We start from the raw sequence: 19,593 nt of genomic DNA, 5'->3' as shown, positions 1-19,593 counted from the left end.
GACCGCCTCCGCCTGCCCAGAATTCCTTGTCATCGTCCTGGGTGGCCGGTGCGCCCGCACCAGCGGTCCAGTCCCTGATCGCTGGACATAACGGTTCTTCAGGCGGCCGTTCCGGCGTCATCGCGAACCTCTTGTCCTTGCATGCGTGCAGTAATGCCTGGCGGCCTGAGCCCGCGACCGCTGTGGTCCCATCAATGGTAGACATGAGGGCGCTCCCGGGTAGCGAGCACAGTACCGACCAGCCGGGTCAGGCGCCGCAGGGAACCGCCCTGCCACGCAGCTTCCAGAGCGGCGAACTCGACACCATCAAGCGGCAAAGCCCACCGGCGGTCCAGGCCGCGCTCAATGGTCAGGCTCTCCAGGATGCGACCAGCTAGGGAAGCGAGGTGTTCGGACCTCGGCTTCGGGAAGGAAAGGGCCAGAAAGCGGTCCCGCAGCGCGACTGGCACATCGTCCAGTCCGTTAGCCGTGGCGAACCAGATCACATGGGCCAGGTTGACCGGCGCCTCGAGATAAGGATCACGCCAGCACCTGGCTGTTCGCGGCTCCAGCATCGACAAAAGGGCATCGAGAAGGCTCCCGTTGACCTTGGCTGTGCCCGCCTTGTCTACCTCGTCCAGGATGACGGCAGGTGAGGCATGTCGATAATCCCGCATGAGGCTTGCTGGAGAGGAGGGACCGCCGGTGCTCCATCGGCGGGCGGTACCCGCGAAGGCTGCATCGGCCACTCCGCCGCAGCCATAGATCTGCGATGGCAGGTTCAGGAGCGTGGCCAGCCGCAGGGCGTAGGTCGTCTTCCCGCAGCCGGGCGGTCCGACCAGCAGAGTTGGCCGCAGCGCAACATATGGCCTGCCGACGAGTTCGCCGAGGATAACCTCCGTGACGGCCGCTGCATGCGGGAATTCTGCATGGAGCGATCGCCGTACCTCTGCCAGGTCAGACACTGGCTCCAGAGGAAGCCGCAGGTTCAGGAGGTCCTTGAACTCCTTGAAAACCCGCTGCCCAGCCGCGGTAGACAGATTACCGATCTCCATGAACACGATGTCCGATTGGCACCGTGCGTCAGTGCCCGTACCACAGGCGCCAGTCTCGTCAGGCGCGGGTGTCTCATCCTCCTTCATGAACTGCGTGGCCAAGCTAGATTGAGACTTCGTCCGGGCAGGTGCCTGGTCAGCAGTAGGTGATGAGCCGGATTTTCCTGAGCGGTTAGCCAACATCTTGGCCATCATCTGCTCGCCGGGGCCAGCGAGTGCGGCCTCCAGGAACACCGTCGCCCCATTTCGGGACCAACGTTCGGGCAACTCGATCTGCCCGGTCGCTGCCAGCAGCCAGCCGACGGCTGACCTGGCACGATGGATAGCCTCATGCTGCTCGATGCCGGGCTCATAGGCACGGGCGACCGCGAAGGCCGCGACCTTGTGGATTGACGCGGCATGCCCCGACAGGGCGGCATAGAGATAACAGCGGATATCCCCATGCATCTGTGCCAGGGAGGGCAGTCTGCGTTGGGCCAGGAAGCCCTCGATGGCTTCGGCTGCCGTGATGTAGTCTTTGACCACTGGCTTCTCGGTCAGGTCGCTAAGAGCCAGGATCAATGCGTGGGTAGCGAGGTCCTGAGGGTCCAGGAACTCGACTGCGCGTGCAGCAAAATGCCCGGCATCTTGGTGTACATCATCTCGAAACAGCGCACAGCCATCCAGGACCTCGGGAAGCGAGGGCACACGCTTCCCGGCAGAAGCCTCGGCAGAGATGTGGTTCAGGTGATCGCGACGTGCGGTGACGACGTCGATAACTCGGCGCGTGTTTGAGACCTGCCCGGAACGGCTCATGAGAGCACCTCCGCCGCCTGGTAGTGAGGCGCACATCTCCTGGCACCGGACAGCCCGACGCGCAGCATGATAGTCATGGGGGTGAAGCCCTGCGTTCGAGTGGCGTTTACCCACCTCCCGCACCGAGGCGCGGGAGGTGGGGGGAACGGAAGAGCCAGGCCTCACACGGTCAGCGGCAGTCCGCTAACGCCTCAGGCCTGCGCCATCCGCCCTGTTCGTATTCGCAAGGTGTCCAGAGGACGGATCGCCCACCAAGCCTGGGTCAGGCTCCTGGCAGCGGCATCAAAGGCCGAGATGTCGGCGCGGTCCGTCATGGAGAGAACGTATGTAGAACGATGTAGGCCGTCAACGACGAAATGCGATTCGTGGAGACCGCTGTCGATGTGATGAGGTGGGCAGGCTCACCGGGGTGCATGGAACCTGCCACAGGCTCGTTGCAAGGCGCGAACTGTAGGGAACATAGGAAGTGAGTTCAGCGCGATTCGTAGGGGAGATGGCCAAAACAGGATGCAGATTCAGAGGCTTGCAAGCGCTGAATCGCGCCTGCGCGAAGAGAAATAATCTGGCGATGCTGAGCACCTTGGCAGACAATAGTGCCTCGCTCGCCGGGAGATCCGCACGATGAGCCATAGCCAGCCGCAGGAAACGACGGACTACGAGTCCGCGCTGGAGATGCGTGCCGGGGGCAGCCTGTCGGCAGAGGATGTCGGACATCTTCTGGGCGTCACCCTTCAGGAAGTCGACAAGCGGCGCCGGGAGCGAGCTCTCCTGGCTATCCAACACGGCGACGAATGGGCCTACCCGCGCGCGCAGTTCGCCGGGACGGAAACAATCCCCTACCTCGCGAGGGTGGTGGAGGGCCTCGAAGTCTCCGGCCCGTGGGTGACATCCGAGTTTTTAATCACCCCTGATGACACCCTCGACGGCCTGACACCCAGGGAGGCGCTACTACAGGGTGGCGAGATGCGTGATCGAGTCTTGAGCCTCGTGCGGGGCTGGAGCGAGGGAGAGGGTTTCCCTTGAGCGCATGGACGGCCGCTACGCGTCCCTTCAGATGAGTACATTCCGCTGATTGCGCCCCGAGCTCCTAGCCTAGCCGCTCAGCCAACTTGGCCACCTGGATGCACTTCCAGGTAAGAGACGAAGCGGGAAGCCGCTGCCATCTTCGGCCCTGGCCAAGCCTCCGGAGTGACCGGCCATGCGGCTTACTGCGCTGGCTGGAGCACCGGTGAGGACGAGGCGGGAGGGTTGGCTTCCAATTCGGCAACCAACTGCTTCATCTCGCCGATCTCCCGCACCTGGGCGTCGATGATGCTGTCGGCCAGTTGCCGAACGCGAGGATCCCGGATGCGGGCGCGCTCGCTGGTCATGATGGCGATGGAATGGTGCGGGATCATCGCCTTCATGTAGGCCACGTCGCCCACCGTCTGCTGGCTTCTGACCAGCCACAGCGCCCCCGCGAACACCAGGACGCTGGCGCCGAGGATGGCCATGTTGGCGGTCCGGTTGCGATACATGCCCAGCATGAACAGCAGCATGATGACCGCCATGGTCGCTCCCATGACGATTGCCATCCAAGTCCGGGTCTGGCTGTAGAAGACGTGGTCCAAGGCGTAGGTGTTCAGGTACATCAGGCCGAACATGATCACGGTCGAGGTCAGGATCATCAGGCCGAAGCGCGTATAGCTCATGGCGGAGTGTCTCTCTGAAAGGCCGGGCATCTTCAGTCCCGGCAAGCCTCGGAATCAGGAATCGGTTGAGGGGTGGCCGACGCCCGCAGGCATCGGCCATATGAGGAACCCGTCCGATTGGACGTCCGTCAGGCTCAGGCGATCGGGCCGCCGCTCTCCGGGAAGACGTACCAGGAGCCGATGTCGCTGATGCCCTCCACGAAACCTGGCACCTCGGCGAACATGAAGTCGCTCTGCCGCAGGTCGTCCTTGCCGACGCCCTCGAGGAGAATGGACCCCGCGAAGGTGCCGTCCGCCTCCATGCCCCAGCCGACCAGGGCGCCCTCGGCGGTGTCCCGGACCACGACATCCGCGGGCTGGATACCCTCCATGAAGGCGATGTGGTCGAAGGCGCCCTGGGCATCGCCGGTCGCTTCGAAGTCCAGGACCACGTCGTGGCCGCTGTCCATCGACACCATGAAGGCGTCAGCGCCGGTGCCGCCGACCAGGGTGTCGTCGCCCATGCCGCCGTTCAGCATGCCGTGCGCGGCGCCCTCGTCGAGGTAGTCGTCCCCGTCGCCGCCCATGAGCTCGTCGGATTCCGCCCCGCCTGAGAGCCTGTCGTCGCCAGCCTCGCCCATCAGGCGGTCCATGCCGTCGCCGCCCTGGAGATGGTCGTCCCCGGCCAGCCCGAAGACCGTGTCCGATTCCGACGACCCGGCCAGGGCGTCGTCACCGTCGGTGCCGCGGAGGATGGCGTTCCCCTCGATGTTGAAGCTTAGGGTGCGGCCGTTGAACAGGTGGTCGGCTAGAACATCGAACACCGCGCCCGCTTGCGGCTCGCCAACGATGTTGGGCCCGGCGACGCTGGGCGTCGGCGCCTCGTCGGATGGGCCCACGGGTTCCCGCAAGCCAGGCGGCAGTTCGGCCGCGTCGCCAAACATGAAGTCGTCCTGCGCCAGAGCCGCCTTGGACACACCTTCCAGCAGGACGGATCCGCCCTCCCAACTGACCTGTACCCCGTCCGCGGTGTCGGCAAAGGCCAAATCCGTCCACTGGAGGCCGTCCATGACCGCCAGGTGGTCGAACATGCCGGGACCGGCGGTGAAGTCCTTGATGACGTCGTGGCCGCTCGTCCGGCCGATCATGAAGGCATCCGGGCCGCCGCCGCCGACCAGGGTGTCGTCGCCCATGCCGCCGTCGACGGTGCTGTGGCCCTCGCCCTCGTCGAGGTAGTCATTCCCGGCGCCACCCCGCACCGTGTCGGCGCCCGCGCCGCCGTACAGGGTGTCATTGCCGTCGCCACCCTCGACCTCGTCGTCGCCCATGTTGCCGGAGACGAGGTCGGCGACCGCACCGCCATGGAGGACGTCGTCCATGCCGCCCCCGCCGATGCGGTCGTCGCCGCCCAGGCCCCAGGTGAACTCGGCGCCGTCAGTGCCGCCCAAGGTGTCGGGGTTCTCACCGCCGAAGGTGACGTTATGAACGTGGTCACCGGCCGTGAAATTGAAGTGAAGCCCGCCCAATGCGCCGTGCAGGCTGTCCGCCCCACGGTTTGCGAGGCTCGCGAGAAGGTTGTCGTGGTGCTGGCCCCAAGTCATGCCGAAGCTCCGTCAGAACGTGTTGACCCGCTCGGGAAGCGCTTGTGCTTCCGGTTGAGGCGACAAGGACCAGGCCCGATGCCCGGTCCCTGTCTCGGCGTCAGGCGCTCATCTCGCGGCAGGACGCGGCACACTTGCGACACTGCGCGACGCAGTCCTCCATGCCACCCACGGCCTCGCAGCTTTTGGCGCACTCCTCGCAGATCTCGGCGCATTCGGCGCAGGTGTGCTTATGGTGGGGCGTGCCGATCAGCATCATGTTGGCGGAGGTCTGGCAGATGGTGGCGCAAGCCATCATGAGCCTGAAGTGCTGCGGCTCTACGTGCTTGCCGCCCGCCTCGAGGCAGTGGTTCATGGCCATGCCGAGGCAGGTGGAGTGGCAGCGCAGGCATTCCTCGATGCAGGCCTGCATGGCGGGGGTCATCTGATGCATTTCTCTTCTCCGTAAGGGCTTCCATGAGGGAAGGCTCGCCGACCCGTGCGCCGGGCCGACGGCCGGTCCAGGTGGAGCGCTGGCTTGGTCCCGCGCCCTCTCGGCAGCGGTAAGGCCACGCTCCGCCATCCGCGGGCCATTGGCTCCGCGGACGGCTTGGTGCGCCCTATCGGGGTGGTGGAGAGGGAAGGTCCGGCGTGATGCCCACGACCGCCGCCGTGGGCGTGGCGAAGAAGCCGCCACGGCTGACCAGGAGCGCGGCCTGAAGTCTCGTCGTCGGCAGCAGCGCGGCGCCGCTCCCGCAATGCCCGAGGGTGCAGCACCCGGGCCGCATGCCGTCGTCACCGCAGTTCGGGCAGCACTTCTTCCCAGTCCCTCGGCCCTTCATGGCGGGGCCGGATGAGCGCATGGCCTGGGACGCGGGTGCCGGACGGCCCGCATGGACGGAGGCCTGCATGGCGACCGGGACGGCGGACGCCATGGGGGCACCACGATGGGCCGAAGCGGGCACGGCAAGCAGGGACACGCACAGGGTGAGCGCCAGAACAACTACAGCTTGGATTGCGCTCGCCGTCAGGCGCATCGGTTCGTCCGCTCCACTGGTACCCCAGTAAGGCGTCAATCCAGGCCGGGTTGCGCTTCCAGCCGCACAAGGCGGCGATCCGGGACACGCCGTCCCGACCTGGGCCACCAGGGCGTCAGAGTGGCCGCCGGAGCCACGGCCGGGTTGCGTTGACCTGGCAAGACGCCTGCGGCTGCCGAGGATCCTGTACGATCGCCGTCAGCCGCGGCCAGGGCCGAACGAGGAACTCCCACCGCGCTCCACTCCCGGCCTGACGTCGTCGCGCGCCTCCCCGTGACCGGCATGCCCGCCGTGGCCGTGGTGCATGAACAGATGCATCAGGGGGCAGGCCAGCAGGAGCAGGTACGGCAGCACGCCGAGGACGTGCGCGTAGTGCTCCCGCAGGACATAGAACGCGGCGATCAAGGCGAACCCGATGACGGCGATGCCGGTCCGGCTGCGCCACCAAGAGGAATCAGCATGGTCATGCATCTTGGATCTCCTTCCCACATCCGGATCATTGCCCTCCGGTCCGTGCCCGCGCCTTGATCTGGGACAAGGCACCGGGGAGCCTTCCGCGTCGACGCCCGGCTGGGTCCAGCGGACAGGTGGTTCACGCACGGAGCGCCGCGCCGACATGGCCAGCGCTCCGCGTTGGCACGCGGCTGGCTACACGCCCTCGGGGCGCGGGCTGGTCGACGTCATCTCGGCAACGGCCCAGAAGACCAGCACCATCACAACGATTTCCCAGCCGATCGAAGCTGCGAGGCGGGCGCCGGAGCCCGGTGCCCCGGCAGCCAGGGCTGGAGTCAGTCGGAAGCGGTGCCAGGCGGCGAAACCCAATAAGGCGCCGACCAGCGCGACCTTGACGAGCAGGGCCCAGCCGTAGGCGGTGGTCACCAGCAGGTCCAGTTGTCCGACCAACAGCCACGCCAGCGTCACACCGGCCAGGATAAGACCACCGACGACCCAGGAGGCTGCCCGCGCCCACTCCTCGACCACGGTGACGGCCCCCGGGCCCGCTCGCTTGGAGGCGATCAGGAGGGGCCACAGGCTGCCCGCCCAGAAGGCCGCCGCAAGCAGGTGCACCACCAGCGCCGTGGCCAGCAGCCACCGTGGCTGGTGCTGCGTCGTATGGCCGACCGCCGTGAAGCTTGCGGCGACCGCGAGCACGCCAGCGGCCCCGAGCGGCCAGGCCGCGCGTCCAATCCGGGTCGCCAGCGCCACGGCCAGCAGGCCCGCCCAGGTGACCAGCACGGACATGCCGGGACGCGAACCCAGCATCATCTCCCAGATCTCGGCGTCGAACGGATCGCCATCCGACGCCAGGGCGACCTGGGCCGCTAGCCAAGCAAGGCTCGAGCCCAATCCCGCCGCCACCATGACCAGGGTCAGGCGGCGGCATGCGGCGACGTCACCGGCGTCCTGTAGGCGCCCGAAGCCCATGGCGAAGATGGCAAGGCCAGCCGCACCGAGGCACGACACGTAGTAGGCGAAGCGCAGCGCCACGGAGAGGGCGCGCAGCAGGTCCGGCTCAGGCCCAAGCAGTTCGAGGATCACCGGGCCGCGTTCACCGCAAACCGCACCGCCCCGCTCATGACGTGGCCGTCGTCGCCCATCGCGCGCCACTCGAGCCGATAGGCGCCGGGACGCAGGGGAGCCACCAGCGTTGCCGTCACCTGGCTGGACGCAGCCCGGCCACCTTCGCGACGCACCTGGTGCTCCCGGCCGCCCTCGTCGAGCAGGCGCAACGCGGTCACGCGGCAGTCTTCGGTGAAGGCCAGGCTGAGCGTGCGGGGGGACGCGTTCAGCGTTGCGCCGTCGGCCGGGTCGGACGAGTGCATCATCGCGTGCGCGGAGGCGGCGCCGGGAACCAGGACGCCGAGGGCGGCGGCGAGGATGCCGTGGCGGAGGAAGGTGGAGCGAGAAAGCATGGAAATCTCCTGTCAGCGCTCGCCGCGGCCTGCCGCCCCGGCGATCATCCGACCCCCTCAATAAGCAGGCAGTGGACACCCCGCAGCGGCGTTTTCCCACCATTTTATTGCTGCTGGGCTGCTACCCACGTCGGGAACACGGCGAACATGGACGACCTCACCTCGCGGGCTGCCGGGACAGCCAAGTCCGCAGGTGGCTGATCTCCTGCTGCTGCTTCTGGATGACCTCCTCGGCCATCTTCCGCATCTCGGGGTCGCGGCCATGCTCGAGTTCCACGCGAGCCATGTCGATGGCGGCTTGATGGTGCTTGGCCATCATGCTCGCGAAGTCCCGGTCGGCGTTACCAGAGGGGGCCTCGGCCGCCATCTCCCGGTTCATCTTTTCCATGGCGGCGTGGTACCCGGCTGTGGCGCCTTGGGCGGCCGCACCCTGGCCGGTCGCGGATTGACTGGCGCCCTGCGCCAGCGAGGGCGCAGCCCACAGGAGCGGGGCCGCAATGATAGCCAGGGCGGCCGAATGGGCTGCGCGGCGGTCGATCGTCATCGGCTTCGGTCCTTTGCTCTGGTCGGACGCGATGCCCCGAGACCGACCGCGCGTGACACGGCCGGTGAACATCGTTCTCGACGCCTGCTTTAACGATCGCTGCGGACGTCGGGATCGTCGGCCAATTACAACGCTTTATTGCAGCCCACGCCGACAGTTCCACGAGGGAACCGCACCGTCACCACCGTCCCGCGTCCCGCGGCGCTCTCGATGGCTAGCCCGCCGCCGTGGGCCTCGACAATGGCGCGCGCGGTCGAGAGGCCGAGGCCGCTCCCGCCGCCCGCCGCACGCGTGCGGTCGCCGCGGAAGAACGGCTCGGTAACCCTTGGCAGATCCTCCGGCGGAATGCCGGGACCGTGGTCGCCGACCCGCACCAGCACGTCGTCGGCGTGGGCCTCAACCTCCACCCAGGGATCGCGCCCATGGCGCGCGGCATTGGCCACCAGGTTGGTCACGGCCCGCTTCACAGCGACGCGCCGCACCGATGCAACCGCCTCCTCGTCCATGCGCCCCTCCCGGACGGGGGTGCCCGCCTCGGCGAACTCGTCCACGACGGTGCGGAGGAGCGCGGTGAACGCCAGCGGCTGGACGGCCTCACCAGCATGCCCCCCGCGCAGGTAGGCGAGCACGTCTGAGACCATGGTCTCCATCTCCGCAAGGTCGCGCCGAACCGGCTCCCGGACCTCGTCGGGCATCTCCTCGGCGCGCAGGCGCAGGCGGGCGATCGGCGACATTAGGTCGTGCGACAGCGCGCCCAGGGCCAGCGTCCGCTGCCGGAACGCGTCGCGCGTCCTGGCGGCCATGTCGTTCAGCGCCTCGGCCAACTGCCTCACCTCGCGGGGGCCGGAGGCTGCCAGGAGCGGCGCCGCGCGCTCGATGTCCATGCCGGAGACGGTCCTTGCCAGGGCGGCAACCGGCGCCGAGACCGAGCGCGCGGCGACGCCTACGGCCACCAGCAGCGCCAGGCCGATGGCGGCCGCATAGAGGTGCAGCGCACTCCTGTCGGCGGACAGGACGTTGAGGGAGGCGATCTCCACGTCGAGCCAGGATCCATCCTGGAGGCGCGCCATGGCAGCGATGTCGACGATCCGGTCCGATGTCGCGTCGTGGCGCCCGGGGCGGACCCGCACCTCGGTGGCGAGGCCCGACAAGGCCAGGGTGCGGGCTGCCAGAGTGCCCCACTCACCCGGAAGAGGGTGTTCGGGCGTGGGCGCCGGGTCGCGCCGCCAGTGCACGCTCAGGTCCACCCGGGAAAGGGCGTGCGCCACGTGGTCGCGGTCCGCCTCGGGCGCGGCGCCCACGGCGTCCATCAGTGTCGCGAGGCGGTGGGCCAGCAGTTCCTCGGTCCCGCGCTCCACCGCTTGGCGGAGGAGGATGTCGTGCACCCCGATCATGGCCGCGAAGAGAACCGCGAAGCCGACCGTCAGTGCCGCGAGCGTGCGGGCGGCCAGGGACTGCGGGATGAAGCGCCTCACGCCGACCATTCCACGGGGCTCGATAGCAGGTAGCCGATGCCCCGCACGGTCTTGATCAGGCCCGGCTCACCATCCTCGTGCGGACGAGGACCCAGCTTGGCGCGTAACCGGCTGATCTGCACGTCCATGGAGCGGTCCAGCCCGCCGTAAGGGCGGTTCCGGGCGAGGTCCAGGAGTTGGTCGCGCGTCAGGATCCGCTGCGGCCGCTCGACGAAGGCGAGCAGGAGGTCGTACTCGCCGCTCGTCAGTTCGACGGCCACCCCGTCCGGCCGGAGCAGTTCGCGCCGCCTGGTGTGCAGGGACCACCCGGCAAAGCGCGCCACCTCATGCCCCAGCGCACCCGGGGAGCCCTCCTGGTCTTCGACCCGGCGCAAAACAGCGCGGATGCGGGCCACCAGTTCGCGGGGATCGGCTGGCTTCACGACGAAGTCGTCGGCACCCAGTTCCAGTCCAATGACCCGGTCCGAGGTCTCGGCCAAAGCAGTGAGAATGATCACCGGCACCCGCCCCTCGGCGCGGAGGTCGCGGCAGAGTTCGAATCCCGACTGGCCGGGCAGCATCACATCGAGCAGGACGAGGTTCACCGGCGCCGCCGCCAGGAGGCGCCGCATCTCGACACCGTCCCGGGCGCCGGTGGCCCGGAACCCGTTCCGGCGCAGCAGGGAGAGCAGGAGCTTGCGGAGATCCTCGTCGTCCTCGACGACCAGGACGTGCCGCCCCTCGCCGGACATAGGAGGCAGGTCCGCGGGCGACGTGCCCCGGAAACCGTCGGTGGTGGAGCGGTCGGTCAATTTGCGTTCCCCTCGACCACGCCCGTCAGATGCGCGTGGTCCGCAGGCGCAGCGCGTTGCCGATCACCGAGACGGAGCTCAGCGCCATGGCCAGGGCCGCGACGATGGGGCTGAGCAACAGGCCCAACACCGGGTAGAGCACACCCGCCGCCAAGGGCACCCCAGCCGCGTTGTAGACGAAGGCAAAGAACAGGTTCTGCCTGATATTCCTCATCGTCGCTCGGCTCAGTGTCCGGGCCCGCGCGATGCCCGCGAGGTCGCCCTTCACCAACGTCACACCCGCGCTCTGCATGGCAACGTCCGTGCCGGTGCCCATGGCGATGCCGACATCGGCTTCGGCCAGCGCCGGGGCATCATTCACCCCGTCGCCCGCCATGGCGACAACCTTCCCCTGGGCCCGGAGCTCCCGGACGATGCGGTGTTTGTCCTCGGGCAGCACGTCGCCCTGGAACTCATCGATGCCGAGCCTGCGGGCCACCGCTTCCGCCGTCGTGCGGTTGTCGCCGGTCAGCATGACGATGTGGATGCCGCTGGCGCGCAGGCTCTCCAGCGCTGCGGGGGTGCTCTGCTTGACTGGATCGGCGACCGCGATGACGCCGCCCGGGCCTCCGTCCACCGCCAGGAACAGCGCCGTGCCGCCCTCGCGCCGGAGTTCGTCGGCCTTGGCGGCGAGACCACCCAGGTCCACCCCGAGCTCCTGCATCAGCCGCGCGTTGCCCAGCGCCACCCGGCGCCCGCTTACGATGCCGGTCACGCCCTTGCCGGTAACGGAGGCGAAGTCGGCGGGCTCGCCGAAGGCGATGCCGCGCTCCTTGGCGGCGGCCACGACTGCCGCCGCCAGTGGGTGCTCACTGGACCGCTCCAGGCTGGCCGCCAACGGCAGCACCTCGGCCTCGGTCAGGCCGGGAGCCGGAACCACGGCCACGACCTTCGGCTTGCCTTCCGTCAGCGTGCCGGTCTTGTCCACCACCAGCGTGTCGACCTTCTCCATGTGCTCTAGCGCCTCGGCGTTCTTGATGAGCACGCCTGCGGACGCGCCCTTGCCGACGCCGACCATGATGCTCATGGGCGTGGCCAGGCCGAGCGCGCAGGGGCAGGCGATGATGAGCACGGAGACAGCGGCGATCAGCCCGTAGGAGAGCGCTGGCGACGGACCCCAGACCGCCCAGGCGACGAAGGCGATGACCGCGATGGCCATGACGGCGGGGACGAACCAGCCCGCCACCGTGTCGGCCATGCGCTGGATGGGCGCCCGGCTGCGCTGCGCCTCGGCAACCATGGCGACGATGCGCGACAGCATGGTGTCGGAGCCGACCTTGTCCGCCCGCATCACCAGCGCGCCGGTGCCGTTCACCGTGCCACCGATGACCTTGGCGCCGGGCTGCTTCTCGACCGGCAGGGATTCGCCGGTCACCATGGACTCGTCCACGGCCCCGCTCCCCTCCAGCACTTCGCCATCCACCGGCACGCTCTCGCCCGGCCGCACGCGCAGCCGGTCACCCGCATGCACCTCGGCCAAGGGAATCTCCTCGTCCGAGCCGTCCGCACGGATGCGGCGCGCGGTCTTGGGCGCCATGTTGAGCAGGGCGCGGATGGCGCCGCCGGTCTGCTCGCGGGCGCGCAGTTCCAGCACCTGGCCTAGCAGCACCAGGACGGTGATGACGGCCGCAGCCTCGAAGTAGACGGCGACCGTGTCGTCCATCCTGCGGAACCCTTCGGGGAAGACGCCGGGCGCGAAGGTCGCGACCAGGCTGTAGAGATAGGCGGCGCCGGTGCCGAGCGCGATCAGGCTGAACATGTTCAGGCTGCGGTTCACGACCGACTGCCAGCCGCGCACAAAGAACGGCCAACCCGCCCAGAGCACCACGGGCGTCCCGAGCAGGAACTGGAGCCACACAGAGACCCTGGACGGCACCAGGTGGTGGATGTCGAGGCCCGGGATATGCGCACCCATCTCCAGCACAAGGATGGGAAGGGTCAGGACCAGGCCGACCCAGAACCGCCGCGTCATGTCGGCGAGTTCCGCGTTAGGCGCGGCCTCGGCGGTAACCTGTAGCGGCTCCAGGGCCATGCCGCAGATTGGGCAGTTGCCCGGGCCCTGCTGGCGGACCTCTGGGTGCATCGGGCAGGTGTAGATCGCGGCCTTCTCCGCCGCCGTCAGCGCGGCCACCTTCTCTGCCTTCAGATATCTGTCGGGGTCGGTCTCGAACTTTGACTTGCAGCCCGCCGAGCAGAAATGGAAGGCGGCGCCGCCGTGATGTGCGTGGTGCGGCGTCTTGGCCGGGTCGACCTCCATCCCGCAAACGGGGTCGCGGACCTTGGGCGCGTTGTTGTTGGCCGGGTGCACGGCCGGTGGCACATCATGGCCGTGATGGTGGCCATGGTGATGGTGGTGATCGTGATGACGCTCGTCCATCTGCGGCACTCCCTACGGCCGCCGTGGCCGTTCCATTGGGCTGAGATGGAGTTTCCCAGTGTGGGAAGGTCAAGGCGCCGCAAGGGTTCGGCCAGCGCCTTGACCTTCCCACGGGGGCAAGCCCCACCTGTGGCGCGGTCACTCGCGAGGAGAGCACGATGTACCGCTTCGAGGTTCCCGGCATGAAGTGCGGCGGCTGCGCCAAGAAGGTGGAGCGCGCCGTGAAGTCCAAGGACGCGTCGGCCGGATTTAGCGCCGACGTCGAAAACAGGCGGGTGACCGTCACCTCCTCCGTGCCGCAGGCGGAACTCGCCGCGGCCATCGAGCAGGCGGGCTACGCCAACCAGGTGGCCGCCTGAGGCCGCTGGCCGATGTCGCGTGACGGGGCGCCCGGGGGCGCCCCGCCCCGGGGGTCAGTGGTTCATCATTTGGCAGTGCTGCATCATCTGCTGCATCTCCGGTGACAGCGAGCCCCGCTGGGCCTGGGCCCGCATCTGCTGACAGTGCTGCATCATCTGCTGCATGTTCATGCCGCCCATGCCACCCATGTTGTGGCCCTGCATGCTGGACATGTCGTGGCCGGGCATGGAGCCCATGCCGCCCTGGGCGCCCGAGGTGGCCGTGGCGGCGGACGAGCCCGGCGGGGTGCTCGGCGCCGGGGTCAGGGACATCTGCGACGAGGTCGGGGTCGCTGCCGGGGGCCTCCGGGCTGCGCGCAGGCGGCGACGCCCAGCAGCAGCGTCGCGGCCAAGGCGACCTTGCCGATCGCCTTCGATGTGATGTGGACCATGTGTCCTCCTAGGGGTGGCAGGGGTTCTTCGGGCGCCCCGGCCCGCCGCGGCCAGCCAGGGTGACGACGCTGCACGGTGGGTCGGAGGCCAGGCGCCGCGACCGACGCGCCGTGCAGGACGTGGGGTGAAGGCAGGCACTCGGGCGGCCCGCCGCAAGCGAAGGTGGCGGCCGCGCTCACACGGCCTCCAGGCCGCAGAAGCGCATCCACGGCCGCCAAGAGCCGTCGCGGCCGAAGGCGACGACCTCGTAGGTCGAGGGCTCCGCGCCCGGGACTTCCATGCCCGGCACGCCGACCGGCATGGCGGGCACGGATAGCCCGGCGACGCCGCTGGGCCTTTCCTTGAGCAGCCGCCGGATGGCGGCGGCCGGGACATGGCCTTCCAGGGCGTAGCTGCCGACCTTCCCAGCGTGGCACGACATCAGGTTGGGAGGCGTCCCGAGCGCCTGCCGGTGCGGGCCGACGGCGTCCACCACCTTGTCGTCCACCTCAAAGCCCTCGGCCCGCAGGTGTTCGACCCAGCCGCCGCAGCAGCCGCATGTGCGGTCCCGCCAAGCTTCCACCTTGGGCGGGCCACCGCAGGCCGTGGGCAACGCGGCCAGGCCGAGCAGGCCAGTGGTGAAGCTCCGGCGCGTGCTTCGGGCGGGCATCGTCATTCTCCTAGGCGAGCCTGGGCAGGCGGATGCTGGCGCGCAGGCCGCCGCCCGCGAGGTTCTGGAGCGTCACCGAGCCGCCGTGGTGGCCGACCGCCTGGCGGGCGATGGCCAGACCGAGCCCCGAGCCGCCGGTGCCGCGGTTGCGGGATTCCTCGAGGCGGTAGAAGGGCTGGAAGACACTCTCCAACTGCTCCTCCGGCACCCCCGGTCCGGCGTCGTCGACGTGGATCACGAGTTCCCGGCCGCGGTCGGCCAGCACCACCCGGGCCGAAGTCCCGTACTTCACCGCGTTGTCGATGACGTTGGCGAAGGCACGCTTGAGCGCGATGGCCCGGCAAGGCAGCCGCGCCTGCGGCGGACCCTCGTAGGTCACCGCCTTGCCCATGTCCTCAGCGTCGCCGCAGAGCGTCTGAAGCATCGCCGCGATGTCAGCGGACCGCACCTCCTCCTGCTCCTCGTCGCCCCGCAGGTAGGCCAGCGTGGAGCCGATCATGGCGTCCATCTCGTCGAGGTCGGCGTCGATCTGCTGCTGCACCTCGGCGTCGTCCAGGAAGCCCGCGCGCAGGCGCAGGCGCGCCAGAGGCGTGCGGAGGTCGTGGCTGACAGCGGCAAGCGCTTGGGTGCGATCGGCGATCAGGCGGTCGATGCGCGCCTGCATGCGGTTGAATGCCTGGGCCGCCTGCCGGACCTCGCGGGGACCTTCCTCGGGGACGGTGACCGTCTGCCCCGGCCTGCCGATGCGGTCGGCCGCGCTGGAAAGCTCGCGCAGCGGCCGCGCGATGAGGCGCACCACCAGCAGTCCCAGCACCAGGATGCCGACCGCCATCGCCGTGGTGGAAAGCAGCGTGGCGTGCTCCGGCTGCGCTTGCAGCGGGTCGGCGTGGTACCAGAGGGAGCCGCCCTCCGGCAGGCCGACCGTGCCCTGGGCCTCCCGGTGGCCCGTAATGGTGAGGTCCTCGGCCGCGACGGTGCCCTCCACAGCACCGGGTTGCCAGCGCACCTGGAAACCCGGCGAGGACAGAGCCTGCGCCACGGCCTCGCGGGCCTCCGGCGGCACCATGCCGACGGCACGCGCGGCGGCGGCGACCCGCTCGGCGGTGACCCTCTGCTGCGTGCTGCCCAGCAGGATGTCGCTGCCCGTCTGGTGCAGCCACAGGCTACCCACGTGGAAGGCCATCAGGCCGACCAGCAGCACCAGGATGATGCGGCCAGCCAGGGTGCTGGGCAGCAGGCGTCTCACTGTCGGGCCACCGCGGGGACGAACATGTAACCCGCGCCCCGAATGGTCTTGATGATGGAGGGACTGTCTGGCAGCGGCTCCAGCTTGCGGCGGAGGCGGCTGACCATGACGTCGACTGAGCGGTCGATGCTGTCCGAGATCCGGTTGCGCGCGAGGTCCAGCAACTGGTCGCGCGACAGGACGCGCTGCGGATGCTCGCAGAAGGCCAGCAGCAGGTCGTACTCACCGCTCGACAGGTCGACGGCCGAGCCGTCCGGCGCCGCCAGTTCGCGGCGTCGGGTGTCGAGCACCCAGTCGGAGAACACCATGCGGTCGCCGGTCACCAGCCCCATCCGCGCGGCTCCTCCCTGCGCACGACGAAGCACGGCGCGGATGCGCGCCAGGAGTTCCGGACGGCCGAACGGCTTGGGGAGGTAGTCGTCGGCGCCAAGTTCCAGGCCTACGACCCGGTCGGCCTCCTCGCCACGTGCGGTCACCATGATGATCGGAACCTCCGACCTGGCGCGGAGCATCCGGCACAGGTCCAGCCCCGACTGGCCCGGCAGCATCACGTCGAGCAGCACGAGGTCCACCGGGGCAAGGGCGATGGTGTCCCACATCTCCGCGCCGTTCCGCGCGCCCGTCACCCGGAAGCCATTCTGGCGCAGGAACTTGGCGATCAGCGTGCGCATCTCGCCGTCGTCCTCGACGACGAGGATGTGGGCCTCGGGGGGGAGCGGGCTGGCGGCCCGCGCCTCCCGCTCGGTCTCAGGATCGACCGGCGGCATCGGCGGATGCAGTCTGCGCTGCGAGTTCGTTCATGTCGGCGTCTCCCATCACGGTCAGGACCATGCCCAGCCCAGAGTGGGGTGTGCACCGCACGGGGTAAACGCCGGGACGGCCGAAGGTCACCATCGCGGCGGGGGGCGTGCGGAGCACCATGACCGGCTTCAGAAGAACAGCCGGATGCCGGTCAGGAAGGCCCAGCCGCCGACGTCCTCGCCCTCATTGCGGGCGTAGCGCGCGGTATCGCCGAGCTTCCGCTCGTAGCTGACGCCGATGTAGGGCGAGACCTCGCGGGTGACCTCGTAGCGCAGGCGCAGCCCGGCCTCGATGTCATTGAAGCCGCTGCCGACGCCAAGCTCGGGCACCTTCTGGAGCGCTAGGTTGACCTCGACGTTGGGCTGAAGCACCAGCCGCTGGGTGATGTAGGCATCGTAGGACACCTCGGCACGCGCCGAGAGGTCGCCCTTCTCGCTGACGAAGCCCTGGACGTCGACTTCGAACATGCCGGGCGCCAGCCCCTGGAGGCCGATGACGCCATAGAAGCGGTCCGGCCGGGGACGGATGTCGTAGCGGACACCGGCCTGGAAGTCCCAGTAGTAGCTGAGCAGGCGGGAGTAGAGCAGTTGGACCTCGGCGCCCTCGACGGTCCCGTTCCGAGACGTCTCGCCCTCGGTCTTCAGCCAGACGCGGTTGACGTCGCCGCCATACCAAGCTTGCCCATCCCAGCGGCCGATGTTGGGGCCGTCCAGCCCCCAGCCGTATTCGAGCTTCTCGAACAGAACCGCGCCGGTGAAGATCTCGTGGCTGAACGGCGGCTCGGTGCTGTGCTGCATGGCCTGCGCCTGCGCCGGTGCGGCCTGGAGGACGCCCCAGGTCAGCACGGCCAGAGAGGCGGCGGCGGCCAGGATGCTCTTGGTCTTCATGGCCGTCACCGCGCCGCAGCCGTGCGGGGCATCGACACGACCGACACCTTGCGCATCATTCCGGTCTCCATGTGGTAGAGCATGTGGCAGTGGAAGGCCCAGCCGCCGGGCGCGTCGGCCTCGATGTCCACGTCGACCGTCGAGCCGGGCTTGATGTTGACCGTATGCAGCAAGGGATTCTCCGCCCCGTTGCCGACCTGCGGCATCATCCACATGCCGTGCAGGTGCATCGGGTGGTTCATCATGGTCTCGTTGACGAAGCGGAAGCGCGCCCGCTCGCCGAGGTGCAACTGGATGGGCTGCGCCTGACTGAAGCTGTTGCCGTTGATGGACCAGAAGTACCGCTCCATGTTGCCGGTCAGCCGGATCTCGATGATCCGGGTGGGCTCGCGCACCGGGTAGAGCGGCTTCGCGGCCCGCAGATCGCGGTAGGACAGCACGCGGGCGCCCGGCGGCGCGCCGACGTCGTTCACCAGCGGATCTGGCATCGCCATGCCGCCATGGCCCATGGCGCTGTGGTCCATGCCGCCCATGGCACCGTGGTTCATGCCAGCCATCCCGGCATGGTTCATCCCGGCCATGTTGGAGTGGTCCATCCCCGGCATCGCCGAGTGGTCCATGCCCGCCATGGAGGAATGGTCCATCCCGGCCATGCTCCCGTGGTTCATCCCGCCCATGGAGCCGTGCTGCATGCCCTGGGAGCCTCCGGCGGGCATCTGCATGGCGGAGTGGTCCATGCCGCCCATGTCCATCGGCGCGACGTGGCCGGGCGCGTCCACCTCCGGCATCGGCGTGCCGCGGTCGAGGCCCTTGGGCCCGTAGTTCATGCCCATGTCAGCCATGGTCAGGACCGGGCGCGGGCGGTGCGGCGGCAGCGGCAGGGCGGGCATGCCCTCCTGGGTGGCGAGGCTGAACTGCGCGAAACCCTGGCGGCCCATGGACTCCGCCAGCACCTGGTACTGGCGCCCGTCGCGCGGGCGGACCAGCACGTCGAAGGTCTCGGCCGGGGCGATGCGGAATTCATCCACGGTGACCGGGCGCACGTTGTTGCCATGCGCCTGCACCACGGTCATCTCGAGGCCGGGGACGCGCACGTCGAAGTGGGACATGGCCCCGCTGTTGATGAAGCGCAGGCGTACCGTCTCGCCCGGCCGGAACACTGCGGTGAAGTTCTGCGCCGGAGTGTGGCCGTTGACGAGATAAGTGTAGCCGCCGACATCTTCGATGTCGGTCGGGTCCATCCGCATGTCGCCCCACATGATGCGGTCGGAGACGATGGCCGAGCGGGCGGCGCCGTCTGGCGCGCGGCGGAGCTCACCGACCAGGCTGGCCAGGGTGCGCTTGTTGTAGTTGTAGTAGCCGGGGTCACGCTTCAGGTTGGCGATGACGTGGCTCGGCGTCTCGTCCGTCCAGTCCGACAACTGGATGATGTAGTCGCGGTCGTAGCCGAAGGGCTCCGGCGTCGCGGGGTCGATAACGATGGAGCCGTAGATCCCGGACTGCTCCTGCAAGCCCGAGTGGCTGTGGTACCAGTAGGTCCCGGCCTGGACGAGCGGGAAGCGGTACTGGTGCGTCCCGCCTGCGTCGATACCTTGGAAGCCGTCGCTGATGCCGGGCACGCCGTCCTGGCTGCTCGGCAGGATCAGGCCGTGCCAGTGGATCGAGGTGTGCTCGCGCAGCCGGTTGGTGACATTGATCACCACCTCCTCGCCCTCGCGGAAGCGCAGGACGGGTCCTGGGATCTGCCCGTTGATGGCCATGGCCGGGCGGCGGCGCCCGGTGATGTTGGCCGTCACGTGGGACAGAGTCAGGTTGAACTCGCGCGGCATCACCCGGCCGACGGCGGGCTGTGCCAGGGCAGCAGGGGCGGCTGGGAACGCCAGGGCGGCGACCCCAAGGCTCAGCGCCTGCCGCCTGCTCAGCATGTTGTTGGTCATCGTTCGATCCTTGGCCGCGACGGCGCG

The 19,593-nt window shown here is 68.9% G+C and carries 20 protein-coding genes; 2 read left to right on the top strand and 18 right to left on the bottom strand.

Annotation, left to right across the window (positions count from 1 at the left end; translation table 11 throughout):
• Positions 1 to 191: 191 nt before the first annotated feature.
• Positions 192 to 1,829, bottom strand: coding sequence for an AAA family ATPase (locus tag RGI145_RS24690; RefSeq protein WP_157223101.1), 1,638 nt, complete (start codon positions 1,827 to 1,829; stop codon positions 192 to 194).
• A 621-nt stretch (positions 1,830 to 2,450) separates the two neighbouring features.
• Between RGI145_RS24690 and RGI145_RS09770 the strand changes: the two genes are divergently transcribed.
• Entirely contained in the window at positions 2,451 to 2,852 is a 402-nt protein-coding gene (locus RGI145_RS09770) for a hypothetical protein (RefSeq protein ID WP_019460565.1), read from the top strand.
• Positions 2,853 to 3,034: 182 nt separating this feature from the next.
• Here RGI145_RS09770 and RGI145_RS09765 read toward each other — a convergent pair whose 3' ends face one another.
• From RGI145_RS09765 to RGI145_RS09720, 10 genes are all read right to left on the bottom strand, one after another.
• Complete coding sequence (locus RGI145_RS09765; protein WP_075798180.1) at positions 3,035 to 3,520, bottom strand: DUF305 domain-containing protein; 486 nt, start codon at positions 3,518 to 3,520, stop codon at positions 3,035 to 3,037.
• A gap of 134 nt (positions 3,521 to 3,654) precedes the next feature.
• A complete protein-coding gene (locus tag RGI145_RS26115) occupies positions 3,655 to 5,100 on the bottom strand; it encodes a calcium-binding protein (protein ID WP_037252090.1) in 1,446 nt (481 codons plus the stop codon).
• Positions 5,101 to 5,200: 100 nt separating this feature from the next.
• A complete protein-coding gene (locus RGI145_RS09755; protein WP_019460568.1) occupies positions 5,201 to 5,533 on the bottom strand; it encodes a four-helix bundle copper-binding protein in 333 nt (110 codons plus the stop codon).
• A 781-nt stretch (positions 5,534 to 6,314) separates the two neighbouring features.
• Positions 6,315 to 6,587, bottom strand: coding sequence for a DUF2933 domain-containing protein (locus tag RGI145_RS09750; protein ID WP_019460569.1), 273 nt, complete (start codon positions 6,585 to 6,587; stop codon positions 6,315 to 6,317).
• A gap of 177 nt (positions 6,588 to 6,764) precedes the next feature.
• Positions 6,765 to 7,655, bottom strand: coding sequence for a CopD family protein (locus tag RGI145_RS09745; RefSeq protein WP_019460570.1), 891 nt, complete (start codon positions 7,653 to 7,655; stop codon positions 6,765 to 6,767).
• Positions 7,652 to 8,029: a copper resistance CopC family protein gene (locus RGI145_RS09740; protein ID WP_019460571.1), complete on the bottom strand. Its 378-nt coding sequence runs from the start codon at positions 8,027 to 8,029 to the stop codon at positions 7,652 to 7,654. The genes RGI145_RS09745 and RGI145_RS09740 overlap by 4 nt, the downstream gene beginning before the upstream one ends.
• Positions 8,030 to 8,186: 157 nt before the next feature.
• Complete coding sequence (gene copM, locus RGI145_RS09735; RefSeq protein WP_019460572.1) at positions 8,187 to 8,573, bottom strand: CopM family metallochaperone; 387 nt, start codon at positions 8,571 to 8,573, stop codon at positions 8,187 to 8,189.
• A 125-nt stretch (positions 8,574 to 8,698) separates the two neighbouring features.
• Positions 8,699 to 10,057 carry an ATP-binding protein gene (locus RGI145_RS09730; protein ID WP_019460573.1) on the bottom strand — a complete coding sequence of 453 codons (1,359 nt, stop codon included), beginning with the start codon at positions 10,055 to 10,057 and terminating at the stop codon, positions 8,699 to 8,701.
• Complete coding sequence (locus RGI145_RS09725) at positions 10,045 to 10,779, bottom strand: response regulator (RefSeq protein WP_019460574.1); 735 nt, start codon at positions 10,777 to 10,779, stop codon at positions 10,045 to 10,047. Before RGI145_RS09725 ends, RGI145_RS09730 begins: the two co-directional genes overlap by 13 nt.
• Before the next feature lie 85 nt (positions 10,780 to 10,864).
• Positions 10,865 to 13,255, bottom strand: coding sequence for a heavy metal translocating P-type ATPase (locus RGI145_RS09720; RefSeq protein ID WP_019460575.1), 2,391 nt, complete (start codon positions 13,253 to 13,255; stop codon positions 10,865 to 10,867).
• Positions 13,256 to 13,413: 158 nt separating this feature from the next.
• Between RGI145_RS09720 and RGI145_RS09715 the strand changes: the two genes are divergently transcribed.
• Entirely contained in the window at positions 13,414 to 13,614 is a 201-nt protein-coding gene (locus tag RGI145_RS09715) for a heavy-metal-associated domain-containing protein (protein ID WP_019460576.1), read from the top strand.
• Positions 13,615 to 13,668: 54 nt separating this feature from the next.
• Here RGI145_RS09715 and RGI145_RS09710 read toward each other — a convergent pair whose 3' ends face one another.
• From RGI145_RS09710 to RGI145_RS09685, 7 genes are all read right to left on the bottom strand, one after another.
• Entirely contained in the window at positions 13,669 to 13,926 is a 258-nt protein-coding gene (locus tag RGI145_RS09710; RefSeq protein ID WP_237183256.1) for a hypothetical protein, read from the bottom strand.
• 295 nt (positions 13,927 to 14,221) lie between these two features.
• Complete coding sequence (locus RGI145_RS09705; RefSeq protein ID WP_237183255.1) at positions 14,222 to 14,695, bottom strand: DUF411 domain-containing protein; 474 nt, start codon at positions 14,693 to 14,695, stop codon at positions 14,222 to 14,224.
• Between the two features lie 10 nt (positions 14,696 to 14,705).
• Positions 14,706 to 15,941: an ATP-binding protein gene (locus RGI145_RS09700; protein WP_019460579.1), complete on the bottom strand. Its 1,236-nt coding sequence runs from the start codon at positions 15,939 to 15,941 to the stop codon at positions 14,706 to 14,708.
• A complete protein-coding gene (locus RGI145_RS09695; protein ID WP_019460580.1) occupies positions 15,938 to 16,708 on the bottom strand; it encodes a response regulator in 771 nt (256 codons plus the stop codon). Before RGI145_RS09695 ends, RGI145_RS09700 begins: the two co-directional genes overlap by 4 nt.
• A complete protein-coding gene (locus tag RGI145_RS26185) occupies positions 16,689 to 16,835 on the bottom strand; it encodes a plastocyanin/azurin family copper-binding protein (protein ID WP_370688508.1) in 147 nt (48 codons plus the stop codon). The genes RGI145_RS09695 and RGI145_RS26185 overlap by 20 nt, the downstream gene beginning before the upstream one ends.
• A 35-nt stretch (positions 16,836 to 16,870) precedes the next feature.
• Positions 16,871 to 17,629 (bottom strand): copper resistance protein B, encoded by a 759-nt coding sequence (locus RGI145_RS09690; protein WP_037252131.1) that lies wholly within the window; start codon positions 17,627 to 17,629, stop codon positions 16,871 to 16,873.
• A 5-nt stretch (positions 17,630 to 17,634) separates the two neighbouring features.
• Entirely contained in the window at positions 17,635 to 19,566 is a 1,932-nt protein-coding gene (locus RGI145_RS09685) for a copper resistance system multicopper oxidase (protein ID WP_019460582.1), read from the bottom strand.
• Between the last annotated feature and the right edge of the window lie 27 nt (positions 19,567 to 19,593).

The organism is Roseomonas gilardii (assembly GCF_001941945.1).
GTDB lineage: Bacteria > Pseudomonadota > Alphaproteobacteria > Acetobacterales > Acetobacteraceae > Roseomonas.
This window is presented reverse-complemented; position numbering and strand designations above follow the sequence as displayed.

Excerpts from the sequence above, each read along its gene's own strand:
- RGI145_RS09690 (WP_037252131.1), bottom strand. The coding sequence starts at position 17,629 with ATGAAGACCAAGAGCATCCTGGCCGCCGCCGCCTCTCTGGCCGTGCTG.
- RGI145_RS24690 (WP_157223101.1), bottom strand. The coding sequence starts at position 1,829 with ATGAGCCGTTCCGGGCAGGTCTCAAACACGCGCCGAGTTATCGACGTC.
- RGI145_RS09705 (WP_237183255.1), bottom strand. The coding sequence starts at position 14,695 with ATGCCCGCCCGAAGCACGCGCCGGAGCTTCACCACTGGCCTGCTCGGC.
- RGI145_RS09730 (WP_019460573.1), bottom strand. The coding sequence starts at position 10,057 with ATGGTCGGCGTGAGGCGCTTCATCCCGCAGTCCCTGGCCGCCCGCACG.
- copM (WP_019460572.1), bottom strand. The coding sequence starts at position 8,573 with ATGACGATCGACCGCCGCGCAGCCCATTCGGCCGCCCTGGCTATCATT.
- RGI145_RS09685 (WP_019460582.1), bottom strand. The coding sequence starts at position 19,566 with ATGACCAACAACATGCTGAGCAGGCGGCAGGCGCTGAGCCTTGGGGTC.
- RGI145_RS09770 (WP_019460565.1), top strand. The coding sequence starts at position 2,451 with ATGAGCCATAGCCAGCCGCAGGAAACGACGGACTACGAGTCCGCGCTG.
- RGI145_RS09710 (WP_237183256.1), bottom strand. The coding sequence starts at position 13,926 with ATGTCCCTGACCCCGGCGCCGAGCACCCCGCCGGGCTCGTCCGCCGCC.
- RGI145_RS09695 (WP_019460580.1), bottom strand. The coding sequence starts at position 16,708 with ATGCCGCCGGTCGATCCTGAGACCGAGCGGGAGGCGCGGGCCGCCAGC.
- RGI145_RS09755 (WP_019460568.1), bottom strand. The coding sequence starts at position 5,533 with ATGCATCAGATGACCCCCGCCATGCAGGCCTGCATCGAGGAATGCCTG.
- RGI145_RS09740 (WP_019460571.1), bottom strand. The coding sequence starts at position 8,029 with ATGCTTTCTCGCTCCACCTTCCTCCGCCACGGCATCCTCGCCGCCGCC.
- RGI145_RS09750 (WP_019460569.1), bottom strand. The coding sequence starts at position 6,587 with ATGCATGACCATGCTGATTCCTCTTGGTGGCGCAGCCGGACCGGCATC.
- RGI145_RS26115 (WP_037252090.1), bottom strand. The coding sequence starts at position 5,100 with ATGACTTGGGGCCAGCACCACGACAACCTTCTCGCGAGCCTCGCAAAC.
- RGI145_RS09765 (WP_075798180.1), bottom strand. The coding sequence starts at position 3,520 with ATGAGCTATACGCGCTTCGGCCTGATGATCCTGACCTCGACCGTGATC.
- RGI145_RS09715 (WP_019460576.1), top strand. The coding sequence starts at position 13,414 with ATGTACCGCTTCGAGGTTCCCGGCATGAAGTGCGGCGGCTGCGCCAAG.
- RGI145_RS26185 (WP_370688508.1), bottom strand. The coding sequence starts at position 16,835 with ATGGTGACCTTCGGCCGTCCCGGCGTTTACCCCGTGCGGTGCACACCC.
- RGI145_RS09720 (WP_019460575.1), bottom strand. The coding sequence starts at position 13,255 with ATGGACGAGCGTCATCACGATCACCACCATCACCATGGCCACCATCAC.
- RGI145_RS09725 (WP_019460574.1), bottom strand. The coding sequence starts at position 10,779 with ATGTCCGGCGAGGGGCGGCACGTCCTGGTCGTCGAGGACGACGAGGAT.